The following is a 13,131-nucleotide window of genomic DNA, read 5'->3' on the forward strand; positions in this document are numbered from 1 at the left end:
TTTTTCAGGAAGGGTTGCCGGCTCCTGGTGCGTGCACCGGAATCACCGGCCCGAAGAACTATGCTTTCGATAGCGACCAAAGTGGAACAGATCGTGATGGAATCGGCGTTTCTCAGCGAGGGGCTGGGCCGGGGCTTGCTCAACCTGTCGGAACTGGCGCGCCAGCTGCAGCCGCAATTGCAGACCGACTTATGGAAACCGGTGGGGCAGGCCGCCGTGGTGATGGCGCTGCGCCGCCTGGCCGAGCGGATGCCGCAGCAGAAAAGCGGCGAGATCGTGCTGGCGCACCGCGCGGGCGAACTGTCCACGCGCAGCGAATTGATGGTTGTTACCTACCGCTATTCCGACCAGACGTATGCCTGCCAGCGCCAGTTGCTGGCGCTGGCAGCGCCCCAGCGGGGCACGTTCATCACAGTCACGCGCGGCGTCAACGAGGTGATGGTGATCTGCAGCCGTTCGCTGCATACGCTGGTGGAAGAGGTCTTTGGCGAAGAGCAGGAACTGGCGCGCCTGGAACGGGTAACGGCCGTGACCCTGCATCTGGCGCCCGAAACCTGCTATACGCCGGGCGTGTATCACGCCATCCTCAAGCGCCTGGCCTGGGAGCGCATCAACCTGATCAATATCATCTGCACGTATACGGAGCTGACCTTGCTGCTGGAAGCATCGCAGACGGGGGCCGCATTTTCCGTGCTGTCGAAAATCGTCGCGCAATGAAAAACGCCCCGCTGCATCGCTGCAGCGGGGCGCCTGAGCGCGCAAGCGCGGTTTATTTTTCCAGCTGCGTGCGCACGCGGGCGATCGCTTCGCGCACCTGGCGCGGCGCGGTGCCGCCCACGTGGTCGCGCGCGGCGACGGAGCCTTCCAGCGTCAGCACCTCGAATACGTCTTCACCGGTCAGCGGGGAAAACGCGCGCAACTGCTCCAGCGACAGGTCGGCCAGGTCGCAACCGGCGTCGACGCAGGCGCGCACGGCCAGGGCCACCGCTTCATGGGCGTCGCGGAACGGCAAGCCCTTCTTGACCAGGTAGTCGGCCAGGTCGGTCGCCGTGGCATAACCCTGCAGGGCTGCCGCGCGCATCGCTTCCGGTTTCACCGTGATGCCGCCGGCCATGTCGGCGAAGATGCGCAAGGTATCGATGACGGTGTCGACCGTGTCGAACAGCGGTTCCTTGTCTTCCTGGTTGTCCTTGTTGTAGGCCAGTGGCTGGCCTTTCATCAGGGTCAGCAGGCCAATCAGGTGGCCATACACGCGACCGGTCTTGCCACGCGCCAGTTCCGGTACGTCCGGGTTTTTCTTTTGCGGCATGATCGACGAGCCAGTGCAGAAGCGGTCGGCGATGTCGATGAAGCCGATGCGTGGGCTCATCCAGATCACCAGTTCCTCGGCCATGCGCGACACGTGCATCATCAGCACGGCGGCAGCGGCGCAAAATTCGATGGCGAAGTCGCGGTCCGACACGGCGTCGAGCGAGTTGTGGCAGACGTCGTCGAAGCCCAGCGTTTTTGCCACGCGCAGGCGGTCGATGGGGAAGGTGGTGCCGGCCAGGGCGGCGGCACCCAGCGGCAGGCGGTTGACGCGCTTGCGGCAATCGGCCATGCGCTCGGCATCGCGGCCGAACATTTCGACATACGCCAGCATGTGGTGGCCGAAGGTGATCGGCTGGGCCACCTGCATGTGGGTAAAGCCCGGCATGATGGTGTCGGCATGCTGTTCGGCCAGGTCCGTCAGCGCGCTGCGGAACGTCGCCAGCAGGGCGGTGATGTCGTCGATGGCGGAACGCACGTACAGGCGGATGTCGGTGGCCACCTGGTCGTTGCGTGAACGGCCCGTGTGCAAGCGCTTGCCCGCATCGCCTACCAGTTCGGTCAGGCGCTTTTCGATATTCAGGTGGACATCTTCCAGGTCCAGCAGCCATTCGAACTGGCCGGCGGCGATTTCCTGCGAGATTTGCGCCATGCCGCGCACGATTTCAGCGTAGTCGGCCGGGCTGATGATGGCTTGCGCATGCAGCATTTCCGCATGGGCCAGCGAACCTTCGATGTCGAACAGCGCCAGGCGCTTGTCAAAAAATACAGAAGCTGTGTAGCGCTTGACGAGGTCCGAGACCGGTTCGGAAAACCGGGCCGACCAGGCTTCGCCCTTTTTGGAGAATTGATCAGTCATGAAAGAAGTCCTTTAGTGTAGGGCGATTATAAACAAGGTTGGCCTGCGTTAGGGCTTTTAGGGGCTTGCAGGGCGCTGAAATGGCCGGGAATGGGGCTGGCACGCGTCAAATGCCACGGTGAGGACATGTTGTGCGTTCCATCCGGGCTTTTTGTATTCTGTCCCGCGAATCGTGCGTTTGGTCGCAATCCGATGGCAGTTCAAGGGCGATCGGCCTACAGTTCAATCATCGCAACACACAACCAGCCACTCAAAGGACACCATCATGAACATCGCTAAAAACATGGAAGCCATCTTCGTTGCCATCATCGCCATCGCCGCCGCCGCCACCAGCCTGGCCACCGCCGCCGTGCCGAAATTCCGCGCCGCGCCCGCCCCCATCGCCGCCAGCGCCGATCAAGCCACCATGCACACCGTGTATGTCAGCGCCAAGCGTCTGAGCGCAGAAGAAAAAGCCGCCCTGTAAGCGCGGCGATGGCATTGCCGGCAGCACAAGAAGCATCCGCAGCAAACAGCAACACCGCATCACGGACAGGCAGAACGGGCGGCGCCCCCGGTTCTATCCAGCCCTGGTGACAGCCGCAGCAAAAAGGTCGATGATCGTGCTTTTAACGATAGCAGGGCCTGCGCGATGTCACATTTGATGATCAGCACCGACAAGGCGGAACTCGACGTTCCAGCCATCCACCATTTTCTCAGCACGCAATCGACATGGGCCGTCGGCATCCCGCTGGCTACAGTACGGCGCGCCATCGACCATTCTCTATGCTTTGGCGGCACGCTTGACGGCCGCCAGGTGGCGTTCGCCCGCGTGGTCAGCGACTACGCCACGTTTGCCTATCTGGTCGACGTGTATGTACTGGAAGAGTACCGGGGCCGCGGCTATAGCAAGCGCCTGATGGAAGCCGTGATGGCACATCCCGACTTGCAGGGCTTGCGCCGTTTCATGCTGGCCACCAGCACGGCACATGGTTTGTATGCGCGGTGTGGCTTTACGGCGCCGCTCAGGCCGGAGACGCTGATGGAGCGGTATGTGCCGGATATCTACCCGCGTTGATTGCCTGAGCAGCCAGGCTGGCGCTCACTGCCAGTGCATCAGGCACGGCGGAATCAATAGAAGCAGCGCCAGTACCAGGTAGATCAGCTGCAGCGGGATCATCCACTTGGCCCAGGTAATCCACGGCACGCGCGCCAGCGCCAGCACGCCGACGGTGATGCCGGAGGTGGGGATCATCGGCGTGGTGAATTCGCCGAACTGGAAAGCCAGAATGGCCGTCTGGCGCGTCACGCCCACCAGGTCGGCCAGCGGCGCCATGATGGGCATGGTCAGCGCCGCCTGGCCGCTGCCCGAATGGATGAAGAAGTTGATCACCGACTGCATGAAGAACATCTTTTGCGCGGCAAAGACGGGGCTTGACGACGCCACCAGGGGCGTCAATGCATGCAGCATGGTGTCGATGATCTGCGCATCGCGCGCCAGGATCATGGTGCCGCGCGCCAGCGCGATCACCAGTGCCACGCTGACCATGTCGCGCGCGCCCTGCACGAAGGACGCCACCAGGCTGTCCATATCGAGCCGGCCGACCAGGCCGACGACGATGGCCATCACCAGGAACAGCGCGGCGATTTCATCGATGAACCAGTCGTACTTGACGACGCCGACGACCATCGTCAGCAAGGTCGCCATGAAAATCCACAGCACCGCGCGGTGCGTGCGCGTCATGCCGGCAAAGCTGTCGAGGTCCATCGAATGCTCGCTGCGCTTTTCGATATCGAGAAGATAGGTCGGGCTTTTTTCCGGATGGCGCTTGATGCGCGCCGCGTACCACATCAGGAACACGATGCTGACGGCCGTGGCGATGGCCCACACGATCAGGCGGTAGCCGATGCCGGAAAAGATCGGCACGCCGGCGATGCCCTGCGCGATGCCGACGTTGAATGGGTTCAGGAAGGCGGCGGAAAAGCCCACCTGCGAGCCGATGAAGGGAATCGACACGCCCGTGATGGTGTCATAGCCCAAGGCCAGCGCCAGCGGCACGAAGATCAGGATGAAGGGAATGGCTTCCTCGTTCATGCCGAAGGTGGCGCCGCCCAGCGAGAACATGGTGAAGAAGACGGGAATGATGGCGGCGCGCACGAAGCGTGAACTGGTATGCGCCTTGGCGATGGCCTTGATCAGCGAATCGAAGGCTTCGGTCTTTTGCAGCACGGCGAAGGCGCCGCCGACGATCAGGATGAAGCCGATGATCAGGCTGGCGTCGACGAAGCCCTTGATGGGCGCCATCATCAGCGCGGCTAGTCCCTGCGGCTTGTTGTCCACATAGTGAAACGTGCCGGGAATGATCAGCTGCTTGCCGTTCACCAGTTGCGTGTCGAATTTCCCGCCCGGCACCAGCCAGGTCGCCAGCGCGATCATGGCCAGGATGGCGCACAGCAGGACGAAGGTATTGGGCAGCTTGAATTTTTTCATGGGTGACATTTATTGGCTCAGCAGGCTGCCGCCGCGGAAGGCGATGGCGCCGGCGACCTTGCCGACGTTCATGCCGCGCAAGACGTGGCGGTGGGCGCTGCGCGCAAAGAAGACACCGGCGACGCTGCAGCGCAAGGTCGTCGTCTCGCCGCTGACGGGATCGATCAGGTCGGCCAGCGCATCGCCGGCGGCCAGTACGTCGCCCATTTCGCGCAGATACACCAGCACGCCGTGATGCGGCGCGAGGATCGGTTCCACGCCGGCCAGCGGCGTGGGCTGGCATTGCGGTGCGGGCAGGTCGTCGCCGGCGCCGGCGATCTCCAGCACGCCCTCGATGGCAAGAAAGCGCAGCAGGGCGGTGGCGTCGCGCTCTGCCAGGGCGTAGCTCACTTCCACTTCGCCGCGCAATTCGACGGTGGTCGACAGGCAGGCGGCGGGAATCGGATAGCGTCCATTGAAGTGCGCGTCGAGGTCCCACCACAGGCGGCTGCAGGCTTCGTCGAACGGCTCTTCGCCGGCCGCCAGTTCCAGCAGCACGGCGCGCGCGCCCAAGAGCGCGGACAGGGGCGCGATCTGCGCCGCCAACGGCGTGCCTGTATAGATATGCAGGGCCGCCTCGTTATCGCAATGCAGGTCGAGCACGATGTCGGCATCGATGGCCATGCCCAGCAGCGTCTTTTTCAGCGTCTCCGCATCCGTGGACGGCCGCCAGGCGGCGACGGCGTCGCGCGCATGCTGGCGTATCAGCGCCACGTTGGCTTGCGCATCCTGCCCCAGCTTGCCATCGAGCGTGGTTTTCAGTTCATCGGCCACGTGGCGGTAGGCGCGGTTGAAGTTGATGCCGGTGGTCAGGTCGAAGCGGCCGAACGGCGCGCCATGGATGGCTTGCGCCAGGCCGATGGGATTGGCGGCCGGCACCAGGATCACTTCGCCGTGGATCTTGCCCGCCGCCTCCAGCGCCAGCAGTTCGCGGCGCAAAAATTGCGATACCAGCATGCCCGGCACTTCATCCGCGTGCAGCGCCGCCTGGATGTAGACTTTCTTGCCGCTGCGGCTGCCGGCCGCCGCCGTGCCAAAGTGAAAGCTGCTCAACTGGCACGATACGCTGGCGTGCGCGCTGGAGATGGAGTGCTGTTGTACTTGCATGGTGAATTCGCCCCAAAACGGGGCGCGGTTGATGGATTTCGGTCGATTATGTAGCATTATTTTCACGAAGTAAATCAATGAAAATCCTTTTACAAATATTTGTTGAGTTTTCTTTTTGATATGAGTAGAGTAAGTTCCAGCGACCCGTTTTCGCCTTTTTATCCGTCATCCGCCATGCACAAGAACACAGGCCGCCAGTGATATGAAATCATCCGCCAGTCCTGCCCGTAACAGCTCCCGCACGCCAGTGGCCGCCGCCCTGTCGTCGCCCGATGCCGCCTTCGCGCAATCGCCGTTGGGGCAAACGCTGATGCACGTGCTGGCAAGCGGCTCGGCCTCGCAGCGGCAGATCGCCGATTACCTGCTGCGCAACCAGATGCGCGTGACGGCGCTGGGCATCGAGGAACTGGCCGACAGCTGCCAGGTATCGACGGCCACCATCAGCCGCTTCGCGCGCGACATCGGCCAGAAGAATTATTCGGCCATGCGCAGCGCCATGGCAGAAACCCTGCAATCGCTGTTGCAGCCAGTCGACAAATTGCGCCGCACGATAGAACGGCGCGCGCGCGCCACATCACCCGTCACGGAAAGCCTGGAGTATGCGGCCGCGAACATCGTCGCCACCTCCGATGCTCTGTCGCCGCCGGCCATGCAGGCCGTGGTGCGGCGCCTGACGCGCGCCAAGGTAGTGTATGTGATGGGATTCGGCCTGTCGGCCAACCTGGCAGGCATGCTGGTGCAGCATCTGCAGCCGTTTTGCCCGCATGTGGTGGAAGTGGTGGGCATCGGCGGTTCGGAAGTGGCGGCTGGGCATCTGGTTAATCTGACGGCGCACGACGTGCTGGTGGTGATCTCGTTCCCCCGTTACACGCTCGATTGCATCGGCCTGGCCAGCTTCGCGCGCGACCGCGGCGCCTGCGTCGTGGCGCTCACCGACTCTCCCGCATCCCCCCTGGCCGAACTGGCCGATCATGCCTTGTATGCGCAAAGCACGCATCCCGTCCTGCCCAGCAGCGCCAGCACGGCACTGGCCATGATCGAGGCGCTGGCCGTGGCGCTGATGGTGTCGAACAAGAAGAACGTTGAAAAAGCGGCCCGCCTGAGCGAAGTCATTTCTGCCTATCTGTACGGCGGCGAGCATGGCGTGCCAGGGCCCCGGAAAGCAGTATCCAGGCAGCGCAAGGCAGTGAAAAAATCATGATAAAAATTAGATATATACCATCGGGGAGAGTTGCAATGTACATGAAAAGACAGGATGGCGGTTCCGTATTGCCACGCGAGTCGCTGCTGGCGCAAGGCGTGCGCCTGGCGCTGGGCGCCTTGAGCGTATCGGCGGCGCTGGGCATGCTGGCCGGCGGCGCGCAGGCGCAGGAACAGGAGCAGGCGCGGGACGGGGAGCCGGCGCCGAAAAAAATGCAGCGCGTGGAGATCACGGGGTCGGCCATCAAGCGGCTGGAATCGGAAACGGCGCTGCCGGTGCAGGTCATCACGCGCGCCGATATCGAGAAGGCGGGCGTGACGACGGCGGCCGAACTGATGGCGCGCGTGTCGGCCAACGTGGGCGGCCTGACCGATGGCGCCAGTATCAACGTGGGCGGTGACCAGCGCGGCTTCAACAGCGCCAACCTGCGCGGCGTGGGCACCTCATCGACCCTGGTGCTGCTCAATGGCCGGCGCATGGCGAACTTTGCCTCGCCCGGCGACGATGCGGGCGTGGACCTGAATAACATTCCCGCCGCCGCCCTGCAGCGCGTGGAAGTATTGCTCGACGGTGCCTCGGCCCTGTACGGCACGGACGCCATCGGCGGCGTCATCAATTTTATTACGCGCAAGGATTACCAGGGCGTGGAGCTGAACGTCTACGGCAGCGGCACGCAGGAAGGCGGTGCCGGCAAGCGCACGGCCAGCATCACGGCCGGCACGGGTGACCTGGCGACGGATGGCTACAATATCTTTGCCGTGGTCGACCTGCAAAAAACCGACCGCCTCAGCTCCTCGCAGCGCAAGTTCATCCCGAACCTGCAGATTCCGCAGCGGTTGGGGCATCTGCTGTCGAACTTTACCAGCCCGGCGAATATCCGCCTGTCCAACGCCCAGCGCGCGCACTTGCAGGAGAATGGCTTCCAGCTCAATGGCCAGCCGATCACCAACCGGCAGATCAATCTCTCGATCCCGAACTGCGCGCCGCCGGCCAATCTGTATTTGCCGGCGGGCACGGGCGGCGTCGACGCCTGTACCTACGATTATATGGGCGACACGGAGCTCTATCCGAAGACGGACAAGCAGAACCTGCTCACGCGCGGCGTGCTGAAACTGAATAACGACCACCAGCTGTACGCGGAAGTGGCACTGAGCCGCTCACGCAGCTATTACGTGGGCTCGTCGGCGCGCGTGATTGGCTACCTCGATTACAGCAAGGTGCCGCAGCTGGCCAATGCCGGCTTCGATACGGCGGTCGATGCAGATGGCGACCCGGTAGGGCGCGAACTGGAACTGCGCATGCGACTGAACGAGGCGGGCATGCGCACCAGCCAACTGACCAGCGAAAGCCAGCGTATCGTGGTGGGCGCCACCGGCACGCTCGCCGGCTGGGATTACGACGTGGGCCTGAACCATAGCGTCAATACCGTCAGGGACCGCGATACGCATGGTTACGTCCTGTACGACAAGCTGCTCGCGGGTATCGCCGCTGGCGACATCAATCCTTTCGGCCCGTCCAGCGCGAAAGGCCGGGCGCTGCTCGACAGCATCCAGGTTGACGACGAGGTGCGCCATGCGCGCGGCACCATGGATGGGCTGGACTTCAAGGCTTCGCGCGCACTGATGGCCCTGGGCGGCGGCGACATGGCGCTGGCCCTGGGCGGCGAAGTGCGGCGCGAACGCACCGAGTTCCGTCCATCGGCATTGCTGATGAGTGACAATATCAACAACGATGCGGCACCGGAGGGCGGCAAGGGCACCAGCGACAGCCGCAATGTGCAAGCCATCTACGGCGAACTGCTGCTGCCGTTTACCAAGCAATGGCAGGCACAGTTGTCTGGCCGTTATGACCATTACGAGCAGGTGGGCGGCGCCCTAAGCCCCAAGGTGGGCCTGACCTACATGCCCAGCAAGCAGGTGCTGATGCGCGCCTCGGCCGGCAAGGGTTTCCGCGCACCGTCGATGTCGGACCTGCACCGCCCCACCGTCTACAGCAGCACGGCGACCTTGCCCGATCCCGTGCTGTGCGCCACCGTGGACAACAATTATGCCGATTGCGCGCAAAACTGGGACACGCGCCGCTACAGCAACGACAAGCTGAAACCGGAACGCAGCCGCCAGTTCACGGCCGGCCTGGTGCTCGAACCGAGCCAGCACTGGACCTTCAGTGCCGACTACTGGAACATCAAGCGCACGGACCTGATCAGCGAGATCGGCGACGACATCATCCTGGGCAACCTGTCCAAGTACGGCAACCTGGTGCACCGCGACGAAGACAATGAAATCCGCTACATCGAGCTGCGCAAGGAAAACCGCGGCGCGCAAAAAGCTGCGGGCATCGATATCACGGCCGACCTGCATGGCGTGAAAACGGCGTGGGGGCGTTTTGGCGGCCACCTGAGCGGCACCTACGTGCTCGACTCGAAAATCCAGACCAGCCCTGGAGACGTGTTTATCAGTAACTTGAATAAATTCGTCACGGACGGCGTGGTGCAGCGCTGGCGCCATACGATCACGCTCGACTGGGACAATGGCCCGTATTCGGCCAGCCTGTCGAACACGTATTCGAGCGGCTACGATGACCAGAACTCGGCCATCAATACGGACGATGGCAGCGTGGTCAAGCCGAACCGGGTGAAGGCCTACACGCTGTGGGACATGTCGGGTGCTTATGCGGTCAGCAAGCAGTTCAAGCTGCGCGCGGGCATACAGAATCTGTTCAATACCAGCCCGCCGTACTCGAACCAGGCGTACTTCTTCCTGTCCGGCTATGACCCTACTTATTCGGACCCGCGCGGCCGGCGCTTCTATGCCAGCGCCAATTACAGCTTCAAATAAGGCGGCAAAGCAGGAGATACCGCAATACGGCTGTCACACGCAGCGGGTAGTATCGTAGCTCGATGGCGTTGGGTTGCAAGCAGCAGTATTGGCAGCAAGGGCGCGCGCCAGGCGCGTGCCCCTTTCCATGTATTCGAGAGGCACCATGAAATCATCGTCAAGCCTGTATCACACCTTCCGCGCCGCGCTGCTGTTCGCGCTGGCATTGTGCAGCTTCCATGCCGTGGCGGCGCCTGGCGGCAGTGCCATCGGCAGCGCCCCGCAGGGCACCCTCGTCATCATCGGCGGCGGCCTGCGCGCCGACAATGCCGAAGTCTGGCAGCGCATCGTCAAGTTGTCGGGCGGACCGGGCGCGCGCATCGCCGTGCTGGCCTCGGCCGCGATGAACCCGGAAAAATCGGGTGAAAGCATCATCAAAAAACTCAATCAATATGGCGCCGATGCCTTTTTCGTGCCGCTGGCCGTCAAGCTGGCCAATCGCGATTACCGCAAGGCGGCCGAAGATCCGGCCATCGTCACGCAGATCAAGTCGGCCACCGGCATCTATTTTGCCGGCGGCGACCAGGGGCGCATCACGCAAGCCTTGCTGCGCCCGGACGGTAGCCGCACGGCCGCGCTGGAAGCCATCTGGTCGGTCTACCGCAACGGCGGCGTGATCGCCGGTTCCAGCGCCGGCGCGGCCATCATGAGCACCACCATGTTCTACGATGCCAAGCCCGTGCTCGACATGCTCAAGATGGGCGTCACGGACGGGCGCGAGATTGCGCCGGGCCTGGGCTTCATCGGCAGCGATGTCTTCGTGGACCAGCATCTGCTGGTGCGCGGGCGCTTTGCGCGCATGATTCCCGTGATGCTGAAAAAAGGCTATCACCTGGGACTGGGTATCGATGAAAACAGCGCCATGGTGGTCGACGCCATGCGCGACGTGGAAGTCATCGGCTACAGCGGCGCCTTGCTGATCGACCTGTCGGGCGCCATCAGCGACCGTGGCGTGAAAAATTTCAATATCAGCAACGCGGCCATCAGCTACCTGGACCGGGGCGACAAGTTCAACCTCGTCACACGCGTGTTTACGCCCTCGCCGGACAAGGCCGACAACAAGCTCGATCCGAACCAGCCCGACATGCGCGAACCCGTGTTTACCAACGATATCCTCGGCAACAACGCCGTGCTCGACCTGATGGGCAACCTGATCGACAACGCGCAGCAGGAAGCCATCGGCATCGCCTTCGGCAACCCGCGCGACCCGTACCCGGACCTGGGCTTCGAGTTCCGCTTCAGTAAAACGGTCAACAGCGTCGGCTACAGTTCGACCGAGGCGGAAGCGTATTCGGTGCTGAAGCTGCGCCTCGACATCCGCCCGATCCAGCTGCGCCAGCCGCTGTACCGCTACAAGTAAGCGGCGCCGCTGCGCCGCCAGCGAGGCCACGCGGCGATCGTCAAGGCCCGCAGCAGCCACTCGACGGGGCCATACGCGTGGCCGCGCAGCCACCAGCGGCTCAGGGGCAGCTGCAGGCTGAAGATGATGACAGCCAGCGCCAGCGCCAGCGCACCGAGCGGCGAGACGCTGCCCATCAAGCGCGCGCCATACGCGAGGAACAGCCAGGCGCAGATGGCCGACTGCAGCAGGTAGTTCGACAGCGCCATGCGGCCCGTATCGGCCAGCAGAGAAAACAGCGTGCCGTCGCGCAGGCGCTCGAACAGGGCCAGCGCCAATGCCAGGTAGGCGCCGGCCAGCAGCGGCGCGCTTGCCAGTCCCGCGGCCAGTCCCGCCACCTGCCATGCCTGGCTTTGCGCATATACGGAGGTCCACGCATACAAGGCGGCGCCGGGCAGTCCCACCAGCGCCCCGGCCCACAGCAGGCGGCGGCGCAGCGGCAGGTAATCGCTGGCGTGCAGCAGCATCTCGCGCTTGCCTGCGGCCAGGCCGCACAGGAACATGGCCAGCGCGCACGGCGCCTGTACCAGCAGCAGGACGATCCAGATGTCGCTCAGTTCGCGCAGGTGCTGATGGACGACGGTGGCCGGGGTGGCGCGGTAGGCGGCCAGCGCGCTTGCCGCCTTCTGCGCCATCGCCACGGCGTTGTCCGCCGCGTCGCCCGCCGGCTGCAGGCTTTGCAGCCAGGCCATGCCGGCCCAGAACCCCACGCAGACGGTGACGAGCATCAAGGCCAGGGACAGTGCCTGGCGTTCGCCGCAGCGGTGCAGCGCCAGCAGCACGATGCCCAGCAGGGCGTAAGTGGTGAGTATGTCGCCATGAAACAGGAACACGGCATGCAGGGCGCCGATCAGCCACAGGCCCGCTTGCCGGCGCAGCATGCGCGGCACGAATGGTGCGTCGGCGCGCGCGGCCGCCTGCATCTGCAAGGTAAAGCTGTAGCCGAACAAAAAGGAAAACAGCAGATAGAACTTGGTCTCGAACAGCAGCGCGACGAGAAAATGCGTGGCGCGGTCGACGCCGCCGTGAAAGGCGGGATCGGTCAGACCCAGGCCGAACCACGGCGTGGCGAAGGCGCCGATATTGACGACCAAAATGCCGAACAGGGCGCAGCCGCGCAGGGCGTCGACATCGGCGATGCGCGTGGGCTGGGTTTGCATGGCGGTGCTCATGCCAGGGCAGGGCGCAGGAAGCGCGCCAATAACAGGTGCAGGCTGGCGCGCTGCGCCAGCGGTGCGTAATCGGGATCGACGGCGACCCGGTTGAAGATGCCGTCGATCAGCGCGGCGATCCAGCCGGCCGTTTGCGCGGGGTCGAGCGCGGCGTCAACCTGACCTTGTGCCGCAGCGCTTTCCAGCAGCGCCTGCACGCCGGCGCGCAGCACGGCATCGTTGCGCGCCACCCTGGCCGCGATATCCGGATCGCGCATCGCTTCGGCGGCAATGTCCAGCGCCAGTCCCGCAAAATCCCCGTCGGCCGCCAGCGCCAGCACCAGGTCCATGAAATCGAGCAGGGCGCCGTACGCATCGGCGCTGCCTTGCACGCCGGCAAAATAGGCGGCCGTCTCGCCGCCTTCCTGGTCGACGATGGCGGCGATGATGGCTTGCTTGGTGGGGAAGTAATGAAACAGGTTGCCGGGACTCATGCCCGCTTGCGCGCAGATGGCGGCGGTGCTGGTCTGGTGAAAGCCCTTGCGCGCGAAGCAGCTGCGCGCGGCGGCGAGAATGGCGTCGCGACGGGCCGCGTGTTTGCCGGGATCGATGGTGCGCATGGCGTTTTGCTCCCCTTTTAATTAATCGACTAGTCAGTCTAATATAAATGGATTGCGTGGCGCGGTCAAACGGGTGCTTTGCAGTGCGTATTCCTGTCGCT

At 63.7% G+C, this 13,131-nt stretch carries 11 protein-coding genes; 6 read left to right on the forward strand and 5 right to left on the reverse strand.

What is annotated here, in order from left to right:
* The first annotated feature begins 60 nt into the window (after positions 1-60).
* Positions 61-717, forward strand: a complete 657-nt coding sequence (locus KY494_RS21480) for a hypothetical protein (RefSeq protein ID WP_219132690.1) — start codon at positions 61-63, stop codon at positions 715-717.
* 52 nt (positions 718-769) lie between these two features.
* On the opposite strand, the gene argH is transcribed toward KY494_RS21480, so the two are convergent.
* Positions 770-2,167: an argininosuccinate lyase gene (gene argH, locus KY494_RS21485; protein WP_219888173.1), complete on the reverse strand. Its 1,398-nt coding sequence runs from the start codon at positions 2,165-2,167 to the stop codon at positions 770-772.
* A 265-nt stretch (positions 2,168-2,432) separates the two neighbouring features.
* On the opposite strand from argH, the gene KY494_RS21490 reads away from it, so the two are divergent.
* Positions 2,433-2,633: a hypothetical protein gene (locus KY494_RS21490; RefSeq protein ID WP_219888174.1), complete on the forward strand. Its 201-nt coding sequence runs from the start codon at positions 2,433-2,435 to the stop codon at positions 2,631-2,633.
* A gap of 165 nt (positions 2,634-2,798) precedes the next feature.
* Positions 2,799-3,224, forward strand: coding sequence for a GNAT family N-acetyltransferase (locus KY494_RS21495; RefSeq protein WP_219888175.1), 426 nt, complete (start codon positions 2,799-2,801; stop codon positions 3,222-3,224).
* Between the two features lie 24 nt (positions 3,225-3,248).
* On the opposite strand, the gene KY494_RS21500 is transcribed toward KY494_RS21495, so the two are convergent.
* Positions 3,249-4,637: a YfcC family protein gene (locus KY494_RS21500; protein WP_258194363.1), complete on the reverse strand. Its 1,389-nt coding sequence runs from the start codon at positions 4,635-4,637 to the stop codon at positions 3,249-3,251.
* A gap of 9 nt (positions 4,638-4,646) precedes the next feature.
* Positions 4,647-5,783, reverse strand: a complete 1,137-nt coding sequence (locus tag KY494_RS21505) for a succinylglutamate desuccinylase/aspartoacylase family protein (protein ID WP_219888177.1) — start codon at positions 5,781-5,783, stop codon at positions 4,647-4,649.
* Positions 5,784-5,985: 202 nt separating this feature from the next.
* Between KY494_RS21505 and KY494_RS21510 the strand changes: the two genes are divergently transcribed.
* From KY494_RS21510 to KY494_RS21520, 3 genes are all read left to right on the forward strand, one after another.
* Entirely contained in the window at positions 5,986-6,984 is a 999-nt protein-coding gene (locus KY494_RS21510) for a MurR/RpiR family transcriptional regulator (protein ID WP_219888178.1), read from the forward strand.
* A gap of 35 nt (positions 6,985-7,019) precedes the next feature.
* On the forward strand, positions 7,020-9,821 hold the full coding sequence (locus KY494_RS21515) for a TonB-dependent receptor (RefSeq protein WP_219888179.1): 2,802 nt from the start codon (positions 7,020-7,022) through the stop codon (positions 9,819-9,821).
* Between the two features lie 145 nt (positions 9,822-9,966).
* Positions 9,967-11,220 (forward strand): cyanophycinase, encoded by a 1,254-nt coding sequence (locus KY494_RS21520; RefSeq protein ID WP_219132699.1) that lies wholly within the window; start codon positions 9,967-9,969, stop codon positions 11,218-11,220.
* Here the strand turns inward: KY494_RS21520 and KY494_RS21525 are convergent.
* Positions 11,211-12,419, reverse strand: coding sequence for a DUF418 domain-containing protein (locus KY494_RS21525; RefSeq protein ID WP_258194364.1), 1,209 nt, complete (start codon positions 12,417-12,419; stop codon positions 11,211-11,213). The genes KY494_RS21520 and KY494_RS21525 overlap by 10 nt on opposite strands.
* Before the next feature lie 8 nt (positions 12,420-12,427).
* Positions 12,428-13,030, reverse strand: a complete 603-nt coding sequence (locus tag KY494_RS21530; protein ID WP_219888181.1) for a TetR/AcrR family transcriptional regulator — start codon at positions 13,028-13,030, stop codon at positions 12,428-12,430.
* Positions 13,031-13,131 lie beyond the last annotated feature (101 nt).

The sequence above is a fragment of the Janthinobacterium sp. PAMC25594 genome, assembly GCF_019443505.1.
Classification (GTDB): domain Bacteria; phylum Pseudomonadota; class Gammaproteobacteria; order Burkholderiales; family Burkholderiaceae_D; genus Janthinobacterium.

Excerpts from the sequence above, each read along its gene's own strand:
- KY494_RS21480 (WP_219132690.1), top strand. The coding sequence starts at position 61 with ATGCTTTCGATAGCGACCAAAGTGGAACAGATCGTGATGGAATCGGCG.
- argH (WP_219888173.1), bottom strand. The coding sequence starts at position 2,167 with ATGACTGATCAATTCTCCAAAAAGGGCGAAGCCTGGTCGGCCCGGTTT.
- KY494_RS21490 (WP_219888174.1), top strand. The coding sequence starts at position 2,433 with ATGAACATCGCTAAAAACATGGAAGCCATCTTCGTTGCCATCATCGCC.
- KY494_RS21495 (WP_219888175.1), top strand. The coding sequence starts at position 2,799 with ATGTCACATTTGATGATCAGCACCGACAAGGCGGAACTCGACGTTCCA.
- KY494_RS21500 (WP_258194363.1), bottom strand. The coding sequence starts at position 4,637 with ATGAAAAAATTCAAGCTGCCCAATACCTTCGTCCTGCTGTGCGCCATC.
- KY494_RS21505 (WP_219888177.1), bottom strand. The coding sequence starts at position 5,783 with ATGCAAGTACAACAGCACTCCATCTCCAGCGCGCACGCCAGCGTATCG.
- KY494_RS21510 (WP_219888178.1), top strand. The coding sequence starts at position 5,986 with ATGAAATCATCCGCCAGTCCTGCCCGTAACAGCTCCCGCACGCCAGTG.
- KY494_RS21515 (WP_219888179.1), top strand. The coding sequence starts at position 7,020 with ATGTACATGAAAAGACAGGATGGCGGTTCCGTATTGCCACGCGAGTCG.
- KY494_RS21520 (WP_219132699.1), top strand. The coding sequence starts at position 9,967 with ATGAAATCATCGTCAAGCCTGTATCACACCTTCCGCGCCGCGCTGCTG.
- KY494_RS21525 (WP_258194364.1), bottom strand. The coding sequence starts at position 12,419 with ATGCAAACCCAGCCCACGCGCATCGCCGATGTCGACGCCCTGCGCGGC.
- KY494_RS21530 (WP_219888181.1), bottom strand. The coding sequence starts at position 13,030 with ATGCGCACCATCGATCCCGGCAAACACGCGGCCCGTCGCGACGCCATT.